This is a genomic window from Streptomyces sp. NPDC004732 (assembly GCF_040609235.1).
Lineage (GTDB): Bacteria > Actinomycetota > Actinomycetes > Streptomycetales > Streptomycetaceae > Streptomyces.
Window position 1 is genome coordinate 72,499 of the sequence record NZ_JBEXJR010000003.1, and the last position, 21,114, is coordinate 93,612.

Sequence of the window (21,114 nt, forward strand, 5' to 3'; positions counted from 1 at the left end):
GAACGTGCGAATATCCAGACTCGTCCCCGCGCTCGCGGCCACCGCCCTCGCTGTTCTGGGGCTCGCCCCCACCGCGGCGGCCCAGAGCGCGACGCGCGCGGAAACGCCCGCCGTGGCATCCACCCAAGGCCCCCGGCCGATCATCGGCGGCGGCTACGCCAGCAACGCGCCCTGGGCGGCCAGGCTCTTCTCCAACGGCCGGCAGACCTGCAGCTCCACGATCATCGCCCCGACCTGGATCCTCACCGCCAAGCACTGCGTCAGCGGCGGCGGCCTGTCGTTCCGCATCGGCAGCCTCGACCAGACGTCCGGCGGCACCACGGCCAACGGCACCAGCGTCAGCACCCACCCCTCCGCCGACCTGGCCCTGGTCAAGCTGGACCGCTCCGTGCCGGGCACCTACGCACGCCTCGGCTCCCCGGGCTCGGTGACGGTGGGCCAGACCGTGCAGGTGTACGGCTGGGGAGCGACGTCCCAGTGCGGTCAGGAGATCAACTGCCAGTCCCAGTTCCTGAAGGTCGCCGACGTCGTCGTGACCGGCGGCTGCCGCGACGCCTACCAGGGCCAGGCCATCTGCGCCCGGCGCGGCAACGGCATCACCGCGGGCGGCGACTCCGGCGGCCCCATGAATGCCAACGGCGCACAGGTCGGCGTCGCCTCCACCAGTGACCGCCAGACCACGACCGCGTACACGAACGTGACGGCGTACCGCTCCTGGATCCAGAGCATCGCGGGCGTCTGACAGCGCGCCGTGTGCGGCGGCGTTCCGCGGAGCTGTGCCGCCCCCGCGCCCTCACCGCGCGGGGGCGGCACAGGTCCGCTCCCCCGGACCTTTGCGGACGAGTGGGACCAATCCCCGGCATCCCTCTTGATCGGCCGGGGATTTCCCTGTTACCTCTCGGCCATGACCGGTTATTCCACGGACGCCACCGACTGGCGCATCCTCGATGTCCTCCAGCGGGAGGGCCGCGCCAGCTACGCCGAGCTGGCGCGCGCCGTCTCGATGTCCGCGAGCGCCGTGACCGAGCGGGTGCGGCGCCTGGAGGAGGCCGGTGTCATCCAGGGGTACGGGGCGGTGGTGGACCCGGAGCGGCTCGGTCTGCCCATCCTCGCGTTCGTGCGCCTGCGCTACCCCAACGGCAACTACAAGCCGTTCCACGACCTGGTCGACGCCACCCCGGAGATCCTCGAGGCGCATCACGTCACCGGCGACGACTGCTTCGTCATCAAGGTCGCCGCACGCTCGATGCAGCACCTCGAAGAGGTGGCGGGCAAGATCGGCGCGCTGGGGTCGGTCACGACGAGCATCGTGTACTCCTCGCCCCTGCCGCGAAGGCCGCTGGGCCGCTGAGCTTACGGTCGCTGAGCTTGCGGTCGCCGACCGGCCGTGCCCTTCAGGCGGACTTGCGTGCCACGCCGCCGTAGATGCCGATCGCGTCGGACCCCGCGGGTGACGGGGCGTCCGGACGCCAGAACGGCACCTGGGCCAGGCCGGGCTCCGCCAGCTCGAAGCCGTCGAAGAACCGCATGACCTCGGCCTTGGGCCGCAGGTTCAGGGTGGCGGTGGCCTGGTTGTACACGGCCTCGGCGTCGCGGCGGTCGGCGAAGTCGCTCGTGGCGTGCGAGAGGACGAGGTAACTTCCGGCGGGCAACGCGTCGCGCAGGGTGGCGACGATCCGCTCGGGCTCATCCGCCTCGGTGAGGAAGTGGACGATCGCCACGAGGAACAGGGCGACCGGTTCGTCGAAGTCGATGACGCGGCGGACGTCGGGGTGGTCGATGATCGCCCGTGGGTCGCGCAGGTCGGCGAGGACGGTGCTGGTCGTGCCGGAGCCGCTGAGCAGCGCTCCGGCGTGCGTGTTCACGATCGGGTCGTTGTCCACGTACGCGACGCGTACGTCCGGCGCCATCTCGTGGGCGGTCTCGTGCACGTTCGGAGGGGTGGGCAGCCCGGTGCCGATGTCGAGGATCTGACGGACGCCCTCGCCCACGACGTGGCGGACGGCACGCCGCATGAAGTCGCGGTTGGCCTGCACGCCGATCCGCACCTCGGGCGCGGCCGCGGCGAGTTCGTCCCCGGCCCTGCGGTCCACCTCGTAGTTGTCCTTGCCGCCCAGCAGGTAGTCATAGATCCGGGCCGGATGCGGCCTGCTGGTGTCGATCTCCTCGGCACGGAAGCCGCCGTCCTGTCCCACGCTTCGCCCCTTTCGACGACCGCCACGGCCACCCGGCCCGCGAGCGGCTGGCGACAGCTTGCCACATCAACTTGCCTGCACAGCAAGCGGTTCCGGGCAAACGATCTCCTCAGGCCCCGCCCCGCTGGCGTACGGCCGAACCGTCCCGCCCCTTCACGACCTCGAGCTGTGCGTGCACCCGCCGCCGCAGGTCCGCGACGTGGCTGACGATGCCGACGCTGCGGTCCCGCTCACGGAGCGAGTCGAGCACGTCGAGGACCTCGTCGAGCGTCTGGTCGTCGAGGCTGCCGAACCCCTCGTCGATGAAGAGCGTGTCCAGCCGGACGCCGCCCGCCTCGTCGGTGACCACATCGGCGAGCCCCAGCGCCAGGGCGAGGGAGGCGAAGAACGTCTCGCCGCCGGACAGGGTCGCCGTGTCGCGCTCGCGCCCCGTCCAGGCGTCGACCACATGCAGCCCGAGGCCCGAACGGCCGCGCCCTGTGCGGTCGTCGGAGTGCACCAGGGTGTAGCGCCCGGACGACATGCGCCGCAGCCGGACGGTCGCGGCCGCGGCCACCTGCTCCAGCCGGGCCGCGAGGACGTACGACTCCAGGCGCATCCTGCGTTCGTTGTCCGCCGAGGTGCCCGCGGCGAGACCGGCCATGCGGGCCACCCGGTCGTACGCGGCACGCAGCGGCGCGAGCCTGCGGGTCCCGGCCGTCGTCCGCGCGGAGAGCCGGTCGAGTTCGGTGCAGCGGCCCGCGGCGGCGTCCCGCGCGGATGCCGCGTCCCGGAGGCGCCGGGCGGCGGCCTCGGCGACGTCCCGGGCAGCCCAGAGGTCGGCGGTCGGCTGCTGGGCGGCGGCGGCCGTGTCCGGTTCGGCGAGGACGGAGCGCACGGCGGCCTCTTCGTTCCGCCAGGCGTCGATGCGGTGCTGGACCTCGCGGTACCTGGCGTCGTCGAGGAGGGCGGCCGCGGCGGCCGTCGGCGTGTCGAACCCGGCGCGGAAGGCCGCGTCGGCGAGTCGCGCGTCGGCGTCCTTGAGGCGTTCGGCGGTGTCGTCCGCGGCGCGGGCGGCGTCCGCCGCCTCGGTGAGCAGCTCGGTCTGCCGCTCCAGCTGGGCGGCGCGGGCGGCGACGCTGCCGGTGGCACCCCGCGCGCGGGTCAACTCCTCGTCCAGGGAGTCCTGCTCGCGCATCAGGGCGTCGCGCAGGGTGGTCCGGGAAGCGGCGCGCCGCGCGGCCTCCTGCTGCTGGACGAGCCTGCGGTCGTACTCGCGCTCGGCCTGCGCCAGGGCTTCCCGGGCGGCGTGCAGCCCGGAGGCACGGTCGCGGGCCTCGGTGTACGCGTGCCGCAACGCGTCGACGGACGCGGCGAGTTCGTCGGAGGCGGGGTCTTCGGAGGCGGGGTCTTCAGAGGTGCGGTCTTCAGAGGTGGGTACGTCCGCGCCTGACTCCGTGCCGGTGGCGTTGGTGTCGTCCGGGTCCAGCACGGGGCCGCCCCGCGCGGCGGCCTTCGCCGCGGCCAGGGATTCCCGGACCTCTCCGAGGGCGCCCTCGGCGGCCGCGCGGGACTCGTCCGCGCGGCGGTGGGCGGCGAGCGCCGCCTCCTCGGCCTGGCGGTCCACGTGCCCGGCGATCTTTCGCGCGGGGTCGGGGTGCTCCGTGGCTCCGCACACCGCGCACGGTTCGCCGTCGCTCAGGTGGGCCGCCAGTTCGGCGGCGATGCCGGTGAGGCGCTGCTCCTTGAGGGCGAGCCAGTGCTCGTGGGCGGCGGTGGCGGACTCGCGGGCGCCGAGGGCGTGTTCCTGCGCCGCCGCGACGTCCCGGGCGAGCCGGTCGCGGCGGCGGGCCGCTTCGAGGCGGGCCTCGGCGGGTGCGAGCAGGCCCGCCAGGCGCTCGGCGCGGGTCGCGGCTTCCTGGGCGGACTCGATGCGCTCCTGGAGCGTGGCCCGGGTCGTGTCCCAGCCGTCGAGCCAGCCGGAGGCGTCCTGGAGCAGCTCGTCGTCCGCGCGCTCCTGACGGTCGAGTGCCGCACGTTCGGTGTCGATCTCGGTGGTCCGCCGCTCGGCGCGCCGGGCCGACGCGAGGCCGCCCAGTTCCTCGGCGGCCGTGCGCGCGGCGGCGGCGAGGCCCGCCGCGCCGGAGGAGGCGAACGTCTCGGGCAGTCGGCCACGCGCGCGTGCCTCGGCTGCCGCGGCGTGGCGGTGCTCGGTGTCGGCGGTGTCGCGCAGGCCGAGCGCGGGCGCGACCGTCTCGGCCTTGCGGGCCCTTTCAAGGCGCTCTTCGAGAACGCGCTGTTCGTCCACGCGCGCGTGGAGCTGCGCGGCGCGTGTCTGCGCCTCGGCGAAGCGGTCCTGCAGCCGGTCGAGTTCGCGCACCTCGCCGAGCCTGCGTTCCGCGGCGGCCTGGGCGGATTCGGCGGCCGTGAGCGCACAGTGCGCGACGGTGAGGCGTTCCCGGGCGCCCGCGCGGGCGACGGCCGCCCAGGTGAGGACCGCGTCCGCCAGGCCAGGGTCGCCGGGCGTCAGGTCGGGCAGGGGCAGTTCGGCTTCCTGCCCGCCGTCGCCCGCGGCCTGCTGCATGCGGTGCGCGTCGGCGAGGAGCGCGGCGTCGCCCTCCTTGACCTCGGTCTCGGTGGTGCGCCGCTGCTCGGCGAGCCGCTGTTCCACGGCGGCGAACCTGCGCGTGTCGAAGAGCCGCCCGAGGAGCTTGCCGCGTGCCTCGGCGTCCGCGCGCAGGAAGCGGGCGAAGTCGCCCTGGGGCAGGAGCACGACCTGGCAGAACTGTTCCTTGCTCATGCCGAGGAGCTGGGTGATCTCCTCGCCGATCTCCTGGTGGGACCGGCTCAGGGCCTTCCAGGCGCCCGGTCCCGCCCCGGTGTCCGCGCCCTCTTCCGGCGCCGCCCCGGCGTCGTACTCGCGCAGCCAGCTCTGTGCCTTCTCCGTGGTGGTGCCCGTGCCGCGCTTCTTGGGGCGCTCCCACGGAGGCTGGCGGGTGACCTCCAGACGGCGTCCGGCGACGGTGAGTTCGAGGCACACTTCCGTGCGCGTGCCCTGCTGCGCGTGGTCGCTGCGCAGTGTCATGCCCTGGCCGCTGCCCTGCCGGGCGCCCGGCACCGAGCCGTAGAGCGCGTAGCACACGGCGTCCAGGACGGAGGTCTTGCCCGCGCCGGTCGGGCCGTGCAGCAGGAAGAGTCCTGCGGTGCTGAGGTCGTCGAAGTCGATGTCCTGGGTGGTGCCGAAGGGCCCGAAGGCGGTGATGCGGAGCCGGTGCAGCCTCATCGGGCGACCTCGCGCACGGTGGCGTCGGTGCGGACCGCGTCGAACGCCGAACGCAGCACTTCCTGTTCCTGCTCGTCGGGTCCCGCACCGCGCACGTGGGTCACGAAGTCCTCGGCGATCTGCTGGTCGCTGCGGCCCTGGAGACGCTGGGCGTACGAGACGTCCGGGTCGTCGGGGGCCCGGTCGGGGGCGAAGACGAGGCTGAGGGTGTGCGGGAAGCGCTCGCAGAGCCTGGCCATCGGGTCGTCGGGGCGCACCGCTTCGGTGAGGGTGGCCTCGACCCACGCGTCCTCGTGGCGGGCGAGGGCCGGGTCGTCGAGCAGGTCGTCCAGGGTGCCCCGGACGCGGGCGAGCGGGCGCGGCACCGGGCAGTCGACCCGCTCGGCCTCGATGTGCCCCTCGGGCCCGAGGTCGACGAGCCACATGCTCTTGCGGTGGTCGGCCTCCGAGAAGGAGTACGGCAGGGGCGAGCCCGAGTAGCGCACGCGGTCGCCGAGGGTCTGGCTGCCGTGCAGGTGGCCGAGGGCTGCGTAGTCCACGCCTTCGAAGACACCGGCAGGCACGGCCGCCACCCCGCCGACGGTGATGTCCCGCTCGCTGTCGCTGGCCTCTCCACCGCTGACGAAGGCGTGGGCGAGGACGACGGAGCGGGTGCCCGGTGTGCGGGTGGCGAGGTCGGCCCGCACGCGGTCCATGGCGGCCCCGATGACCGCCTCGTGCCCGGCCCTGTCGACCGCGAACTCGTCCTTCACCAGGGCGGGTTCGAGGTACGGCAGGCCGTAGAACGCCACGTCCCCGTGGGCGTCGCCGAGGATCACCGGATCCGCGCAGGCGGCCGGGTCGGTGCGCAGGTGGATGCCCGCGCGGTCGATGAGGCCCGCGCCGACGCCGAGGCGGCGGGCCGAGTCATGGTTCCCGGAGATCATCACCGTCGGCACGCCGAGGTCCGCGAGGCGGTGCAGGGCGTCGTCGAAGAGCTCGACGGCCGCGAGCGGGGGCACCGCCCTGTCGTACACGTCCCCGGCCACCACGACGGCGTCCACCTCGCGCTCGCGCACGGTCGCCAGCAGGTGGCCGATGAACGCAGCCTGGGCGTCGAGCATGTTCACGCGGTGGAACGATCGGCCCAGGTGCCAGTCGGACGTGTGCAGCAGCCTCATGATTCCCGAGACTATCGGGCGGGTCGGACATCACGGGCGGCCACTCCCGTAACTCCCCCGGACACCCGTGCGGCTCCCCTGGCCCCTCGTACGTCAGACATCCCCGTACGCCTCTCCCCCGAGCTCGAACACCGCGCTTCCGGCGGTGGCGTCGGCCAGCCAGCCGCGGAAGGCGTCCACGTCGGCGTCGGGCAGCCCGATCTCGATCGTGACGACGTCGCCGTAGTGGACGTCGCGCACCTCGCGGCCCGCCGCCCGCAGATCGTTCTGGACCTTGCCCGCGCGCTGGTGGTCGACCGTGACGGTGGCCAGGCGGAAGCGGCGGCGGGTCACGGTGCCGAGGGCGTCGAGCGCCTCGCCGACCGATCCTCCGTAGGCCCGGATCAGTCCACCGGCGCCGAGCTTGACCCCTCCGTAGTAGCGGGTCACGACGGCGGCGACGTAACGCATGTCGCGGCGCATCAGCATCTGCAGCATCGGGACGCCCGCGGTGCCGCCGGGCTCGCCGTCGTCGCTCGCCTTCTGTACGGCGGCGTCCGCCCCGATCACGTACGCGAAGCAGTTGTGGCTGGCGGTCGGGTGCTCCTTGCGGATGCGTGCGACGAATTCCTGGGCCTCCAGCTCGGTGGCCGCGGGTGCCAGGGCGCACAGGAAGCGCGAGCGGTTGATCTCGGTCTCGTGCACGCCCTCGCGGGCCACTGTGCGGTACTCGTCCTGCATCACGCCAGCGTATGCGCTCGTCGGAGGGCGGCCGCACCCGGGCGTGCCGCCGGGTGGCGTAGGCCACAGCCCGTACTCCTGTGCGGGGCACCCGGTACCGTGATCTCCCGTGACGTCACCTTCGATACCCGCGCGCCAAGTCCCCGATCCGGCGGGCCCCTTGGCAACCCTGCTCGACGGCGTGCCCGTCACCGTCGTCGAGACCCACGACGACCCGGCCGACGCCGTCCTCTTCCCTGAGGAGGAGGCGGTGGTCGCGAACGCGGTGGCCAAGCGGCGCAACGAGTTCACCACCGTGCGGCACTGTGCCCGTACCGCGCTGGCCCGGATCGGCGTGCCGCCCGCGCCGATCCTGCCGGGGCACCGCGGCGCTCCCGGCTGGCCGGACGGCGTCGTCGGCAGCATGACGCACTGCGCCGGGTACCGCGCGGCGGTCGTGGCCCGCGCGGGCGAGGTGATCTCCGTCGGCATCGACGCGGAGCCGGGCGAGCCGCTGCGCGACCCGGACGTCCTGAACCTGGTCGCCGACGAGACGGAGCGTGCCGTGCTGGCCTCGCTCGGCTCCCGGCAGCCCGCCACACCCTGGGACCGGCTGCTGTTCAGCGCGAAGGAGTCCGTCTACAAGACGTGGTTCCCGCTCACCGGACGCTGGCTCGGCTTCGAGGACGCCCGCGTGGAGCTCGCCGCGGACGGGACGTTCACCGCGCGGCTGCTGGTCGAGGGGCCGGTCGTGCAAGGCGTCGAGCTCAAGGGGTTCTCGGGTCGGTGGATCGTGCGGGACGGGATCGCCGCCACGGCCATCGTCCTTCGCTGACGCCAGTGCCGCTCATTGCCTGTAGGTGGCGCGGCCGCCCAGCCAGGTGCCCAGCACGCGCGCGTGCCGGATCTCCATCGGGTCCGCCGCGCGCGGGTCGGCGGAGAGCAGGACCAGGTCGGCAGGTGCGCCCGGGGCGAGCGCCAGGCGGTCGTCGGCACCCGCCTGGTGGGCGACGCCGGTCGTCGCGGCCGTCAGCGCCTCGTCGACGGTGAGCCGCTGGTGCGGGAGCCAGCCGTCGGCGGGCTCGCCCGTGAACGTACGCCTGGTGACGGCGACTTGAATGCCCTCCAGCGGTACGTGTGAGCTGACCGGCCAGTCGCTGCCGAAGGACAGCCGCACGCCGCCGCGCGCCAGTTCCCCCATGGGGTACTGCAGCGCGGCCCGCTCCACGCCGATGCGCGGGATGGACAGCTCGGTCTGGAGCGGGTCCGGCTGTGCCCACAGGGGCTCGAAGTTGGCGATGACACCGAGCTCCGCGAAGCGCGGCAGGTCGGCGGGGTCGACGACCTGGACGTGGGTGATCACCGGGCGCCGGTCCCAGGCCGGGTTGGCGGCGGTCGCGGACTCGATGGCGTCGAGAGCCGCGCGCACACCGGCGTCCCCGATGGCGTGGATGTGCGTCTGGAAGCCGTCGGCGTCGAAGGCCCGCACGGCCTCGGCGAGGGCGCTCGGCTCCCACACCGGCATGCCGCAGCTGTGCGGCGCGTCCAGGTAGGGGGCGAGCATGGCGGCCGTGCCGCCCTCGACGACCCCGTCGCTGAAGAACTTCACCGTCCGCGCGGAGAGCAGTTCCCCGCCGTCGGCCGCCACGCGCGCGCGGGTCACGGCGAACGGCGCGAGCTGCCCGCGCCAGCGGTCCGGGTCGGCGCGCTGGGCCAGGTCCACGCGGAGGGCGAGGGCCCCGCGCCGGGCGGCCGCGAGATAGGCGTCCACCATCTCCGGTTCGACCCAGGCGTCCTGGACCCAGGTGATGCCCGCGCGCGCGTACGCATGCCCAGCGCGGCGGATCGCCTCCACCAGCTCGTCCTCCTCGCGCACCGGCACCTGGTCGAGCACGAGGTCGCAGGCGTGCCATTCGCGCAGGGTGCCGAGAGGGCTGCCGTCCGCGCGCCGCACGATCCAGCCGAGGCGCGGCTCCGGAGTCGCCTCCGTCACCCCGGCCCTGCGCAGCGCCTCGGTGTTGCACCACACGGTGTGGTAGTCGTGGGCGCGCAGGACGACGGGCCGGTCGGGCACCGCGGCGTCCAGCCAGCGCGCGTCGAACTCGCCGTCGGGCGCGAGCGCGGGGTCGTAGGAGGCGCCGACGACCCACTTGGCCTCAGGGTGCCGCTGCGCCCACCGTCCGACCTCGGCGACGATCGCGTCGACGGAGTCAAGCTCCTTGATCTGCGGCCCGAAACTCTCCAGGCCGCCGAAGAGGGGGTGGGCGTGCCCGTCTCCGAAGGCGGCCATCAGCAGCCCCTCGCCGACGTCGACGACCTCGTCGGCGGTGGGGGCGAGGGCGCGGGCTTCGTCGCCGAGCGCGAGGACGCGGCCGTCGCGCACGGCGAGAGCGGTGGTGTCGCCACCGGTTCCACTGATCCCGCCGGCCACGGTCCCGGTGCGGACCGTGCCGAGGAAGACGAGGGTCGCCGCCGTCATGCTGTCGCTCTCTCCTTCTGGTCGTCGTTCAGACCGTCATGGTTCGGACGGGCCGTCGTTCAGGCGCGTTCCGCGTCCACCGTCGTCAGCCGCTCGTACGCCGCCGGGGCGCGCCGCCGGATCCGCAGCGCCACTCCCACCCCCACCACGAACAGCAGCGGCAGCGGTGCGATCAGGGCCGCGTTCACACCGCTCGACGCCCCGGTGAGCAGATCGAGGTCGGCGCAGACCAGGACGATCATGACGGCGAGCCCCGCACAGGCCAGCAGCGGCGCGACGACCACGCGCCAGGACGGCATGCCGCGCCGGTCGCGGCGGAAGAACCCGTACACGGCAAGCGCCGCGAGGGCCTGCATGAAGATGACGCCGAGGATGCCGGAGCCGCTGCTCCACAAGAAGGTGACGGTGTACGGATCAGCCCCGCCGATCATCGTCACGACGATCACGGCGAGCGCGATGGCCGACTGCGTGAGCACCGCGATGGCCGGTGCCCGCGTCTTCGGCGACACCGTGCCGAGGCGCGCGGGCAGCAGGCCTTCCCTGCCCAGGGCGTAGAAGTAGCGGGCGGCGCCGTTGTGGAAGGCCAGGGTCGCGGCGAAGGCGCTGGTGATGATCAGCACGTGCATGGAGTCGGCGGCCCAGGCGCCCGCGAACCGCTCGGTGGCGGCGAACACCATGTCGGGGCCGCCCTCCCCGGAGGCGACGGCCTGGGCCTCGTCGGATCCGTACGCGTTGATGATCATCCAGGCGGTGAAGGTGTAGAAGAGCGCGAGGAACGCCACCGCCACGTAGGTGGCACGGGGCACGGTCCGCTCGGGCCGCCGCGCCTCCTCCGCGTAGATCGCGGTCGCTTCGAAGCCGATGAACGCCCCGATGGTCAGGACGAACATGCCGCCGACCCCCGGCTCCCCGAGCCGGGCGGGCGAGAGCGTGCCGAAGTCGAGGCCCTGCGGGCCGCCCCCGTGCGCGAGGACGCCCGCCTCGAAGACGAACAGCACGAGGACTTCAAGGACGAGCGCGACGCCGAGGATCTTGGCGCTGAGCGTGACCCGGAGGTAGCCGAGCACACCGATGGCGACGAGGCCCGCCGACGCCCAGATCCACCAGGCCACACGCACCCCGGTGAGGTCCTCGAAGCCGGACTCGGTGAACCACCCGAAGGCGGCGAGCAGTCCGACCTCGATCGCGTTGTACGCGAAGAGGGCCACGTACGCGGACCCCGCCCCCGTCGCACGTCCCAGTCCCCGCCCGATGTACGCGTAGAACGCACCGGCGTTGCGCACGAACCGGCTCATGGCCGTGAACCCCGCGGCGAAGACCACGAGCAGCAGTCCGGAGAGCAGATAGCCGACCGGCGCCGCGTCGCCCGCCATGCCGATGGCCACCGGGGCCACACCCGCCATGACGGTGAGCGGCGCGGCGGCGGCCACGACGAAGAACACGAGGTCGCCGGTGCCGATGGCGCCTTCGCTGAGGGCATCGGCGCCGGGCGCCGACGGGGGTCCGGAGGAGCTGGGTCGGGTGGAGAGGGGATCGGAGGAGGCAGGTCCCGAGGAGGTGGGTGCGGTCACGCGCGTACTCCAAAACTAAACCCTTTAGTCCGGGCTGCCAGGACCGTACTCTGCGGGGGAAGCATCTGGGAAGAGGGCATGAAGTGACGGGCAAAGGACGGCCGCACAGACCCGTGTTGAGCGCGGATCTGATCGCGCGCGAGGCGCTGGCGATGATCGATGCGGGCGGCACGGACGCGTTCAGCCTGCCGCGGCTCGCCGACCGTCTCGGCGTGCGGACCGCCTCCCTCTACAACCACTTGGACGGCCGCTCCGCCGTCATCGAGGGGGTGCGGCGGCTGGTCGTCGAGGAGATGGACGTCTCCGCGTTCGCCGCGCTGCCGTGGCCCGACGCCCTTGCCGCGTGGGCGCGTTCGTACCGCGACGCGTTCGCGCGCCACCCGCACGCCATCGAGCTGCTGGCCACGACGACGATCAGCTCTCCGGCGACGCTCGCCATGTACGAGGCCGTGGTGGCGGCGCTGGCGCGCGGCGGCTGGCCGGAGCGGCACCTGATGGCGGTCCTGACGAGCGTGGAGTCCTTCCTGCTCGGCTCGGCGCTCGACCTCGTCGCGCCGCCGCTGATGATCGCCCCCTCGGATCACGCCCCTCGGGTGCCCGTCCTCGCCGCGGCACTGCGCGCCGCACCCGAAGGCAGCAAGTCGGCACGCGCGGACCAGGCCTTCGACGCGGGACTCGACGCGCTGATCCGTGGCCTGACGGCGCGGTTGGCGGAGCTGGGCGAGACGGGAGCGGAGTGAGTCAGCGGCCCCCGTCACGCCCGGCGAGAGTCGACCAGAACATCTCCTCGTAGTGCCCCAGCAGTCGGCCGAAGCGCAGATGGGCCGCCGTCACGCGCCCCCGCTCAAGGCCCGCCCGCACCGCGGCGAGGGCCTGCCGGTCGACGTCCGGCGCGGGCTCCGCGAACAGGTCGAAGAATCCGCACGCCTCGCCGTCGAAGCCGTAGTGGTCGCGCAGCCCGCGGGCGACGGTGGCACAACAGCTGCCCCAGGCGGCGAAGTTGGCGGTGAGCGCGAGGACGACGTCGGCCGGTTCGCCGTTCAGGGCGAGCCAGGACACGTACGCCGGATAGGCCTGGCAGCCCGGCTGCGGTTCGTACGTCGACGCCTCGGGCCTGCTCACTCCGCAGGCCTCGAACAGCGGGTTCAGCCGCTCCCTCGCGAGGCTCTCGCCGTCGGCGAGGGTGTCGAAGAAGGCAGCCGATTCCAGATCCTTCGCCTCGTCCGCCCGGCGGGCCAGATGCAGGAAGGAGCGCCGGTCCGAGGGGATCACGTGCCGCTGCTCCAGCGCCAGGAGCGCGATGGTCCGCGTCGACGCCCGGCCGTCGGCGATGCGCGGCACGAGCGGGTTCTTGTCCGGGTCGGGGGCGAGGCGGGCAGCCGTGCTCCGCAGGAGTTCTTGTGCCGTCGGAGTCATCACGCGCACCTTCCGCTGGGCGGGAACTTCTCGATCCGACTGCTAGTTTCTACTCTGCTGTAGAAACTGGCGGGGACCCGGACCTGCGCGCAGCGTACCGGGGACTCGTCCAACACCCCTGATACATCGATACGTTTATGGAGTTCCCCATGGCTCTGTGGGACCGCGTCAAGGAATCCGCATCGACGATGCAGACGCAGTTGATGGCGAAGAAGAACGACCTGAAGAGCGGAGCCTTCCGCGACGCGAGCATGGCGATGTGCGCCCTGGTGGCGGCCGCCGACGGCACCGTCGACCCGTCCGAGCGCCAGCGCGTCGCGCAGCTCATCGGCTCGAACGAGGTGCTGCAGAACTTCCCCGCGGACGACCTGCGCCGCCGCTTCGACGAGTACGTGGACAAGCTGACCGCGGACTTCGCGTTCGGCAAGGTGAGCGTGCTCCAGGAAGTCGCCAAGGCGAAGAAGAAGCCCGCCGAGGCCCGCGCGGTGATCCAGATCGGCATCGTCATCGGCGGCGCCGACGGCGACTTCGACAAGGACGAGCAGGCCGTCGTGCGGGAGGCGTGCTTCGCGCTCGACCTGCCGCCGCACGAGTTCGACCTCTAGCAGCGCAGCCGGACCGGCCCCGGACCCCTCGGGCCGGTCCGTTCGCGGCGAGCGGCGAGTCCCCTTGGAACCACACGTTGGAGCCGCGCGCCGTTCAGAGCGGCGTGGCCGCCCGCAGGATCAGGACCATCGTGACGGCGGAGTTCGCGGAGGACATCGCGGACACGGCCGTGCCGAACGCGGCGGACCACAGGGCGAGCCCCACCCCCGTGAACACGGAGGGCCGGGTCGCGGAAGACGGGGCCGGGGCGAGGAGCGCGGCGACGCGGCGCGGCACCGGCCCGGGCGCCGCAAGACCCGCGAGGGTCGGCGCGGGCACGCCTCGCGAGACCAGCGCCGCCTTGCCGATCGCCCGGGCGACGACGCGCCGGTCGCGCACCGCGCGGGCCGCCGCTTCGTCGGCCCAGCGCTCCGCGGCGTAGGCCACGGAGGTGCGCAGCGGCCGCAGGAAGGGGTTGGCGCGGGCGGCGAGCTGCGTGACGATCAGATGCCGGTGGTGGCGCGCCGACAGATGCGCCCGCTCGTGGGCGAAGAGCGCGCGGCGCTCCGGGGCGGCGAGCCGGGACAGCATCCCGGTGGTGACCACGACACGGCCGCCGCCGCGTGAGGGCAGGGCGTAGGCGTACGACGCCTCGTCGGCGAGGACGGCGACGGAGCTGCCGGGCAGCCCTTCGAGGGCGCGGCGCCCCCGGCGGCGCACTCGGGCATGCCGCCAGAGCGTGCGCACACATGCGGCGCACACCACGAGCAGCGCGGGGATCGCGACCTTCCCGGCCACCTCGTCATAGGGAACGGCCGCGCGCACCTCGGGGTCGGACCAGCCGTCGGGCAGCGGGTTGCCCGGCAGCTGGGCGGTGCCGACGACCATCAGGAGGGCCAGACAGAGCGTGCTGCACAGCGCCATCACCCCGGCGACGGCGGTGAGCAGCCGGGTCGCGGTGCGCGGGTGGAGGTGCTGCTCGGCGAGGCGGGCGATCGGCCACGCGGTCAGCGGCAGCACCAGCGGCAGGAAGACGAAGACGCCCATCAGCGAAGTACCCCCATCGGGCGTCAGTCGTCGGCCTCGGCGCCCGCCTGCCCGAGCAGCCCGCGCAGGAGCTCCTCGTCATCAGGGGTGAGCGTCGTGACGAAGCTGGCGAGCACGGCCTCGCGGTTGCTCTCGCCGTCGAGCACCTTGCGCATGCGGAAGGCCGCGAGTCCGGCCTCGTCCGACGCGGGCGTCCAGGCGAACGACCGGCCCGCGCGCTCACGGGTGACCGCATCCTTGGCGAGGAGGCGGGTCAGGATCGTCATGACGGTCGTGTACGCGAGATCGCCGCCGATCCGCTCCTGCACCCAGGCCGCGCTGACCGGGCCGCGCGCGGTGTGCAGCGCGGCGAGCACCTGCGACTCCAGCTCGCCCTGCGCGCGACGGCGCAGCCGGGGCTGCCGCTCGTCGTGCGAGTCGTGCCCCTCGCCCGAGTCGTGCTCGTCCTGGTGCGTCATGCCCGCGATCCCTCCAGCCTCAGTGTGCTCCACGGCGGACGCGGAGCGCCCTATCGTAACGGGACACCGCCGCACCACCCACTTCTACACTCCTGTAGATTTCAGTGAGCCAGAAGCCAGATCCAGCACTCGGACCGTAGGAGGACATCGTGGGAGTTTCCCTGGCCAAGGGCGGCAACGTCTCGCTCAGCAAGGAGGCCCCGGGCCTCACCGCCGTGGTGGTCGGCCTGGGCTGGGATGTGCGCACCACGACCGGCACGGACTACGACCTCGACGCCAGCGCCCTGCTCTGCAACGAATCGGGCAAGGTCGTCTCCGACCAGCACTTCATCTTCTACAACAACCTGACGAGCCCGGACGGCTCGGTCGAGCACACCGGCGACAACCTCACCGGTGAGGGCGAGGGCGACGACGAGGCCGTGAAGGTGAACCTCGCGCAGGTCCCCGCCGACATCTCGAAGATCGTCTTCCCGGTGTCGATCCACGACGCCGAGAACCGCGGCCAGAGCTTCGGCCAGGTCCGCAACGCGTTCATCCGCGTGGTGAACCAGGCGGACAACGCGGAGATCGCCCGCTACGACCTCTCGGAGGACGCCTCGACGGAGACCGCCATGGTCTTCGGTGAGCTCTACCGCCACGGCGCGGAGTGGAAATTCCGTGCGGTCGGCCAGGGTTATGCCAGTGGGCTGCGCGGCATCGCGTCGGACTTCGGCGTGAACGTCTGACCCGCGCGCGGCTCTGACGGCATCCCGCCGCGACATTCGAGGAGGCAGGCCATGTACGGCGACGACGAGACGGTGCGCAGGATCCTGACGGAGCTGGGCGACACCTGGGCCGTCGTGGGCCTGTCGAACAACCGGGACAGAGCGGCGTTCCGCGTCGCTTCCGTCCTGCAGCACTTCGGCAAGCGCGTGGTGCCGGTCCATCCCAAGGCCGAGACGGTCCACGGCGAGCAGGGGTACACATCCCTGTCCGCCGTGCCGTTCCCGGTCGACGTGGTGGACGTGTTCGTCAACAGCGCGCTGGCGGGCCCGGTCACCGACGAGGCGGTCGCCGCCGGTGCGCGGGCGGTCTGGTTCCAGCTGGGCGTGGTCGACGAGGCGGCGTACGACAGGACGCGCGCCTCGGGCCTGTCCATGGTCATGGACCGCTGCCCCGCCATCGAGATCCCGCGGCTCGGCTAGCGCTCTGGAGCGCCGGAGCCCTAGAGCGGCTGGTCGGGCCAGTCGAGCAGGCGGGCGCCGATCACCGCGGTCTGCAGGGTGTAGCGGTGCACGGGGGCGGCCGGGTTGGCGCCGGTGAGCTGGTGGATGCGGTCCAGGCGGTACGTCAGGGCGCGGACGCTCAGCGAGAGGCGCCGGGCGGCCTCCGCCGCGACACAGCCCGAGTCGAAGAACGCGGTGAGCGTGTCGATGAGGGGCCCCGCGCCGCCGCGGGCCTGCCGCAGCGGGCCGAGCGTGTGGACCACCAGGTCGGCCATGGCCTGCCGGTCGCGGGTCAGCACCGGATAGACGAGCAGATCGGCGGCGCGCAGCACGGGCCCGTCGAGTTCCAGCCGTTCGGCCAGGTCCAGGGCGTTCAGCGCTTCCTCGTACGACTGGACGACGCCGCCCGGGCCGGGCTGCGGCCTGCCGATGACGACACGGCCGCCGTCGATGGCCGCGTACGCGTGCTTGGCGAAGAAGGCGAGGACCTCGCTCTGGTCGCCCGGAGCGATGCACACCAGCCTGCCCTCCTTCGTGGTGAGCAGGATGCTGCGGTTGCCGAACCGGCCGATGAGGGCGGCCTCCACCTCGCGCGGCACGGTGTCCCCCTCCTCGTAGCCGCTCGGGCCCTGGGCGACGGCGACCGCATGCTCGAAGGAGAGGCGCAGACCGAAGCGTTCGGCACGTTCGGCGAGCCTGCCCAGGTCGCTGCGGCCGTGGAGCAGATCGTCGATGAACTCCCGCCGGGCCGCCTCCTGCTGGCGCACCGCCAGACGCTGGGCACGTTCATATCCCTCGGCCAGGGCGTCCACGGCCTGCTCGACGGCGGCCAGCACGCCGTCGGCGGAGGCCGTCCCTGCGGCGGGCCAGTCGGCACGGGTCGCCGCGAGGTGCGCGCCCACCAGCGCCCGCAGCCCGATGCCCGCATCCGCCGCGCGCTCCCCCAGCGCGCGGCGCGAGGACAGTTCCTCGCGGGTCAGCCGTCGCCCGGTGGCCGCCGCGGCGGCCAGAATGCCCGCGTAGCCGTCGAGATAGGCCTCGGGTATGCCGTGCCCCGCCATGTCCGCCCCCGGGGTCGTGGTGAACTTCAGCCACCGTGATGAATCAATTGATGCCTTTCTAGCCCATAATGCGACCGGACCGTTAACCAACCGTCGTTGGGACAGGCATGCCTCTGACTGGTGAGTACGAGCCCGGAACCTGGGTCTGGTCGAACGAGCAGACCGATCTGTACGAAAGCTCCGGCGGGACGAGGGGGACGACGCTGCAGGGAAAGCCGGTCGTCCTGCTCATCTCGGTCGGCGCCCGGAGCGGGAAGCTCCGCAAGAACCCCCTGATGCGCGTCGAGCACGCCGGGGAGTACGCCGTGGTCGCGTCGAAGGGCGGCGACCCCGCGCACCCGTCCTGGTACCACAACCTGGTCGCGCAGCCGCATGTGGAGCTGCAGGACGGACCGGTGAAGAAGGACTACAGCGCACGGGTCGTCACCGGTGAGGAGCGGCAGCTCTGGTGGGAGCGGGCCGTGGCGGTCTGGCCCCAGTACGACGAGTACCGGACGAAGACGGACCGTGAGATCCCGCTCTTCGTCCTGACACCGCTCGAATCCTGACCCGAACGGCACCGCACGTGCCCCGTGGGGCTCTCCGGAGCCCCACGGGAGCCGCGACGTGACGTTCGACGCAAACGGCGTCCGCCCGTTGTGGAGGGGCGCACCGAGCTGATCGGCTACGGGGACCGGGACCCGGGGGAGGCACCGGTGCAGCCGAACAGCACAGGAGAACTCCGCATGACGACCGGGTACTTCACGTCCGTCGACGACGTCGCGGCCCGCCTGGCCGCGACCGGCTATCTGGCCTCGCCCGCCGTCGCCACCACCGTGTTCCTCGCCGACCGCCTCGGCAAGCCCCTGCTGGTCGAGGGCCCGGCCGGGGTGGGCAAGACGGAGCTGGCGAAGGCCGTCGCCGCGGTCGCGGGCGCCCGGCTCGTGCGGCTGCAGTGCTACGAGGGCGTCGACGAGTCGCGCGCCCTGTACGAGTGGAACCACGCCAAGCAGTTGCTGCGCATCACCGCGGGCCGCGACGAGTCGTGGGACGAGGCGCGCACCGACATCTTCAGCGAGGAGTTCCTGCTCTCACGGCCGCTGCTCACCGCGATCCGCGGCAACGAGCCGAAGGTCCTGCTGATCGACGAGACGGACAAGGCCGACGTCGAGGTCGAGGGGCTCCTCCTCGAAGTCCTGAGCGACTTCCAGGTCACGGTGCCGGAGCTGGGCACGATCAGCGCGGAGCGCCGTCCGTTCGTCGTCCTCACCTCCAACGCGAGCCGCGAGCTGTCCGAGGCACTGCGCCGTCGCTGTCTCTTCCTCCACATCGGCTTCCCCGAGGAGGAGCTGGAGCGTCGCATCGTCCGGATGAAGGTGCCCGGTCTCGACGAGGCGCTCGCCGCTTCGGTGGTGCGGGTGGTCGGCGCGCTGCGCGCGATGGACCTGCGGAAGGTGCCGTCGGTCGCGGAGACCATCGACTGGGCGCGGACGCTGCTCGCGCTGGGCGCCGACACTCTGGACGAGACCGTGGTGCGCGACAGTCTCGGCGTCGTCCTCAAGCATCAGGACGACGTGCTGAAGGCCGCCGCCAAGCTGGACCTGGAAGCCGTGTGACGGCGCCGCCCGAGGGTCTGCCCGGCTCCCCCGCCGACGGGATCACCGGCCGGGTCACCGGCCTGGTCAGGACGCTCCGGTCGCACGGGCTGCGCATCGGTCCCGGCGAGACCGTCGACGCGGCGGCGGCCCTGGAGGCGCTCGGCCTCACCGACAGGGAGCGGGTCAGGGAGGGGCTTGCCACCGCGCTGCTCCACCAGGAGAGCCAGCGTGCGGTCTTCGACCCGGTCTTCGATCTGTACTTTCCGGCGGGCGTCGGCGCGCCGGGCGGCCGGGACGACCCCGTGCGCGAGGGCGGCAACGCCGAACGGGACGCGCTGCGCGAACGGCTCGTCGCCGCGCTCGCCGCGGACGACCAGGCGCTCATCGGGCAGCTGGCGGGCGAGGCCGTGGACGGCTTCGGCGGGTACGGCGCGTCCTCGCCCGGCGGGGACGGCTGGTCGTCGTACCAGACGCTGAGCAGGCTGCGGCCCGAGACGCTGCTCTCACGCGTGCTGGCCGCCATCCGTGCGGGCTCGGCCGGACAGGACACCGGCCTGGCCGCGTTCACCGACCGCCTGCTGGCCGACGAGGTCCGGCGCCGCATCGAAGGGTTCCGTGAGCGCGTCAGGACCGAGGCGCGCCGCCGGGTCGCCGAGCGGCGCGGCACGGAGGAGATCGCCCTGCGCGCCGTGGCGACGACCGCCGACCGCGTCGACTTCCTCCTGGCGGGCCGCGGACACCTGGACGAACTGCGCAGGGCGGTGCATCCGCTGGCCCGCAAGCTCGCGACGCGGCTTGCCGCCCGGCGCCGCAGGGCCGCGCACGGCAGCATCGACCTGCGCCGCACCCTGCGCGGTTCGCTGTCGACGGGCGGCGTGCCGATGCGTCCGGTGCTGCGCCGTCGCCGTCCCGCACGCCCCGAGCTGGTCCTGCTGTGCGACGTGTCCGGTTCGGTGGCGGGCTTCGCGAACTTCACGATGCTGCTGGTACAGGCGCTGCACGACCAGTTCAGCAAGGTGCGGGTGTTCGCCTTCGTCAACCGGGTCGACGAGGTGACGGGGCTCGTCGCGCACGGCAGCGCGGATCCGGCGGGCCTCGGCGCCCGGATCCTCGGCGAGGCGACGGTGACGGGCTGGCACGGCAGCAGCGACTACGGCACTTCCCTGGGCGAGTTCGCCGAGCGGTACGTCGACGCGGTCGGCCCGCGCTCGACGGTCTTCGTCCTCGGCGACGCCCGTACGAACATGAGCGACCCCAATCTCCCCGCCCTGCGGCACATCGCCGAGCGGGCCCGCCGGGTGTACTGGCTCAACCCGGAGGGGCGCGGGAACTGGTCGACCGGGGACTCGGCGGCGTATGCGTACGCCGAACTCGTCGAGATGCACGAGTGCCGCAACGCGCAGCAGCTCAGCGGGCTGATCGCGCGGCTGCTGCCGGTCTGAGGGCCGATCTGACCGTCCCCGCGCACACGCACAGCCAGACCGCCACCGCGATCCACAGCAGCACCCGGCCCGGCTCCTCCAGCCAGGGGAGCCGGGCCGCGGCGCTCACCGAGAGCGCGGCGACCGCCGTCATTCCCATGGGGAAGACCGTGGCCCAGCGGCGCACGTCGTAGCGCAACCGCGGGCGACGCACCTCGGCGAGGAGCAGGACGAGGTACCACGCCAGGTCGAGGGCCAGCACGATCAGCGTCACGGTGCGCAGGACGTCGTGCCAGGCCCCGCCGTACAGGGGCGCGGCGACGAGCTTCGACCCCGCGAGCGCCGAGATCGCGAGGGCGCCGCCCGCCACCCACTGGTCCCCCGCGCCCGTCCGGACCTCCGCGAAGTCGAACCGGGCGAGGGCGGCGGCGTACAGCGCCAGGCCCAGACAGAAGAAGACGAGCGCGACGACGCAGAGCGGGCGCGCGGGCAGGACGGCGGCCAGGGTGCCGGACAGCACCGCAATGGCCTGGGTGGCGACGCAGACGAGGAAGACCGCCCCCGGCATGCGGTGCCCCCAATGGCGTACGACAGCGGGCAGCAGGACCAGCCAGAGGGCGGCCGCAACCACCAGCAGGCACACGGCGATGAACGCCAGGTCCAGGAGCGCGAGGCGGGTGCCGAGCACGCACGTCGCGGCGACGGCGGTGAGCGCGGGCGGGGTGTCCGCCTCGGACTCCCAGCGGGCGCGGTCGGAGAACAGCCGGACGGCGAAGTCCGCGGCGAGCGCGAGCCAGGCGGCGACGGTCAGGCCGAGCGCCACGCGGGAGGGCGTCTCGTGGCCGAGGAGGTGCAGGCCGACGGAGATGATCCCGGTGGCCATCACCGCGGAACCCGCCGCGGGCGGCAGCCCCGACCACCACGACGCGCGAAGGGTCATGGCCCCAGCATCGGTGACCGCGCACGGACCCGCCGGTC

The 21,114-nt window shown here is 73.2% G+C and carries 21 protein-coding genes; 10 read left to right on the forward strand and 11 right to left on the reverse strand.

The genetic code is table 11. The annotated features are described in order from the left end of the window. Positions 1 to 4: 4 nt before the first annotated feature. Both ABZV77_RS09435 and ABZV77_RS09440 read left to right on the forward strand, forming a co-directional pair. The gene (locus ABZV77_RS09435; protein ID WP_356252634.1) at positions 5 to 742 is read left to right on the forward strand and encodes a trypsin-like serine protease; all 738 of its coding nucleotides are present in this window, start codon (positions 5 to 7) and stop codon (positions 740 to 742) included. A gap of 162 nt (positions 743 to 904) precedes the next feature. Further along, entirely contained in the window at positions 905 to 1,351 is a 447-nt protein-coding gene (locus ABZV77_RS09440; protein ID WP_356252636.1) for an Lrp/AsnC family transcriptional regulator, read from the forward strand. Positions 1,352 to 1,394: 43 nt separating this feature from the next. Here the strand turns inward: ABZV77_RS09440 and ABZV77_RS09445 are convergent, their stop codons facing one another. From ABZV77_RS09445 to ABZV77_RS09460, 4 genes are all read right to left on the reverse strand, one after another. Then, positions 1,395 to 2,195: an SAM-dependent methyltransferase gene (locus ABZV77_RS09445; protein ID WP_356252639.1), complete on the reverse strand. Its 801-nt coding sequence runs from the start codon at positions 2,193 to 2,195 to the stop codon at positions 1,395 to 1,397. Between the two features lie 109 nt (positions 2,196 to 2,304). Beyond that, the gene (locus ABZV77_RS09450) at positions 2,305 to 5,457 is read right to left on the reverse strand and encodes an SMC family ATPase (protein ID WP_356252642.1); all 3,153 of its coding nucleotides are present in this window, start codon (positions 5,455 to 5,457) and stop codon (positions 2,305 to 2,307) included. After that, a complete protein-coding gene (locus ABZV77_RS09455) occupies positions 5,454 to 6,617 on the reverse strand; it encodes an exonuclease SbcCD subunit D (protein ID WP_356252645.1) in 1,164 nt (387 codons plus the stop codon). Before ABZV77_RS09455 ends, ABZV77_RS09450 begins: the two co-directional genes overlap by 4 nt. Positions 6,618 to 6,710: 93 nt before the next feature. Beyond that, positions 6,711 to 7,337, reverse strand: a complete 627-nt coding sequence (locus ABZV77_RS09460; protein ID WP_356252647.1) for a YigZ family protein — start codon at positions 7,335 to 7,337, stop codon at positions 6,711 to 6,713. Between the two features lie 169 nt (positions 7,338 to 7,506). On the opposite strand from ABZV77_RS09460, the gene ABZV77_RS09465 reads away from it, so the two are divergent. Next, a complete protein-coding gene (locus tag ABZV77_RS09465; RefSeq protein WP_055566743.1) occupies positions 7,507 to 8,151 on the forward strand; it encodes a 4'-phosphopantetheinyl transferase superfamily protein in 645 nt (214 codons plus the stop codon). Positions 8,152 to 8,163: 12 nt separating this feature from the next. Here the strand turns inward: ABZV77_RS09465 and ABZV77_RS09470 are convergent, their stop codons facing one another. Further along, entirely contained in the window at positions 8,164 to 9,795 is a 1,632-nt protein-coding gene (locus tag ABZV77_RS09470) for an amidohydrolase (protein WP_356252649.1), read from the reverse strand. Positions 9,796 to 9,854: 59 nt separating this feature from the next. Then, entirely contained in the window at positions 9,855 to 11,366 is a 1,512-nt protein-coding gene (locus tag ABZV77_RS09475; protein ID WP_356252652.1) for an APC family permease, read from the reverse strand. 116 nt (positions 11,367 to 11,482) lie between these two features. Between ABZV77_RS09475 and ABZV77_RS09480 the strand changes: the two genes are divergently transcribed. Continuing rightward, positions 11,483 to 12,106 (forward strand): TetR/AcrR family transcriptional regulator C-terminal domain-containing protein, encoded by a 624-nt coding sequence (locus ABZV77_RS09480; protein ID WP_356252655.1) that lies wholly within the window; start codon positions 11,483 to 11,485, stop codon positions 12,104 to 12,106. 1 nt (position 12,107) lies between these two features. Here the strand turns inward: ABZV77_RS09480 and ABZV77_RS09485 are convergent, their stop codons facing one another. Continuing rightward, the gene (locus tag ABZV77_RS09485) at positions 12,108 to 12,782 is read right to left on the reverse strand and encodes a transcriptional regulator (RefSeq protein WP_356252658.1); all 675 of its coding nucleotides are present in this window, start codon (positions 12,780 to 12,782) and stop codon (positions 12,108 to 12,110) included. Between the two features lie 149 nt (positions 12,783 to 12,931). On the opposite strand from ABZV77_RS09485, the gene ABZV77_RS09490 reads away from it, so the two are divergent. Next, positions 12,932 to 13,387, forward strand: coding sequence for a TerB family tellurite resistance protein (locus ABZV77_RS09490; RefSeq protein WP_356252661.1), 456 nt, complete (start codon positions 12,932 to 12,934; stop codon positions 13,385 to 13,387). Between the two features lie 94 nt (positions 13,388 to 13,481). Here ABZV77_RS09490 and ABZV77_RS09495 read toward each other — a convergent pair whose 3' ends face one another. Further along, the gene (locus ABZV77_RS09495) at positions 13,482 to 14,414 is read right to left on the reverse strand and encodes a M56 family metallopeptidase (RefSeq protein WP_356252664.1); all 933 of its coding nucleotides are present in this window, start codon (positions 14,412 to 14,414) and stop codon (positions 13,482 to 13,484) included. Between the two features lie 23 nt (positions 14,415 to 14,437). Beyond that, positions 14,438 to 14,872 (reverse strand): BlaI/MecI/CopY family transcriptional regulator, encoded by a 435-nt coding sequence (locus ABZV77_RS09500; protein ID WP_356252667.1) that lies wholly within the window; start codon positions 14,870 to 14,872, stop codon positions 14,438 to 14,440. A gap of 149 nt (positions 14,873 to 15,021) precedes the next feature. Between ABZV77_RS09500 and ABZV77_RS09505 the strand changes: the two genes are divergently transcribed. Both ABZV77_RS09505 and ABZV77_RS09510 read left to right on the forward strand, forming a co-directional pair. Next, positions 15,022 to 15,597, forward strand: a complete 576-nt coding sequence (locus ABZV77_RS09505) for a TerD family protein (protein WP_356252670.1) — start codon at positions 15,022 to 15,024, stop codon at positions 15,595 to 15,597. Between the two features lie 51 nt (positions 15,598 to 15,648). Continuing rightward, entirely contained in the window at positions 15,649 to 16,056 is a 408-nt protein-coding gene (locus tag ABZV77_RS09510) for a CoA-binding protein (protein WP_356252673.1), read from the forward strand. Positions 16,057 to 16,076: 20 nt separating this feature from the next. Here the strand turns inward: ABZV77_RS09510 and ABZV77_RS09515 are convergent, their stop codons facing one another. Further along, positions 16,077 to 17,138 carry a helix-turn-helix domain-containing protein gene (locus tag ABZV77_RS09515; protein ID WP_356252676.1) on the reverse strand — a complete coding sequence of 354 codons (1,062 nt, stop codon included), beginning with the start codon at positions 17,136 to 17,138 and terminating at the stop codon, positions 16,077 to 16,079. Positions 17,139 to 17,245: 107 nt separating this feature from the next. On the opposite strand from ABZV77_RS09515, the gene ABZV77_RS09520 reads away from it, so the two are divergent. The 3 genes from ABZV77_RS09520 to ABZV77_RS09530 all read left to right on the forward strand — a co-directional run bounded on the left by ABZV77_RS09520 (position 17,246) and on the right by ABZV77_RS09530 (position 20,157). Then, positions 17,246 to 17,686, forward strand: a complete 441-nt coding sequence (locus tag ABZV77_RS09520; protein ID WP_356252679.1) for a nitroreductase family deazaflavin-dependent oxidoreductase — start codon at positions 17,246 to 17,248, stop codon at positions 17,684 to 17,686. A gap of 177 nt (positions 17,687 to 17,863) precedes the next feature. After that, positions 17,864 to 18,733: a MoxR family ATPase gene (locus tag ABZV77_RS09525; protein ID WP_356252682.1), complete on the forward strand. Its 870-nt coding sequence runs from the start codon at positions 17,864 to 17,866 to the stop codon at positions 18,731 to 18,733. After that, positions 18,730 to 20,157: a VWA domain-containing protein gene (locus ABZV77_RS09530; RefSeq protein ID WP_356252685.1), complete on the forward strand. Its 1,428-nt coding sequence runs from the start codon at positions 18,730 to 18,732 to the stop codon at positions 20,155 to 20,157. Before ABZV77_RS09525 ends, ABZV77_RS09530 begins: the two co-directional genes overlap by 4 nt. Here ABZV77_RS09530 and ABZV77_RS09535 read toward each other — a convergent pair. Continuing rightward, positions 20,123 to 21,076, reverse strand: coding sequence for a tellurite resistance/C4-dicarboxylate transporter family protein (locus ABZV77_RS09535; protein WP_356252688.1), 954 nt, complete (start codon positions 21,074 to 21,076; stop codon positions 20,123 to 20,125). The genes ABZV77_RS09530 and ABZV77_RS09535 overlap by 35 nt on opposite strands. Positions 21,077 to 21,114 lie beyond the last annotated feature (38 nt).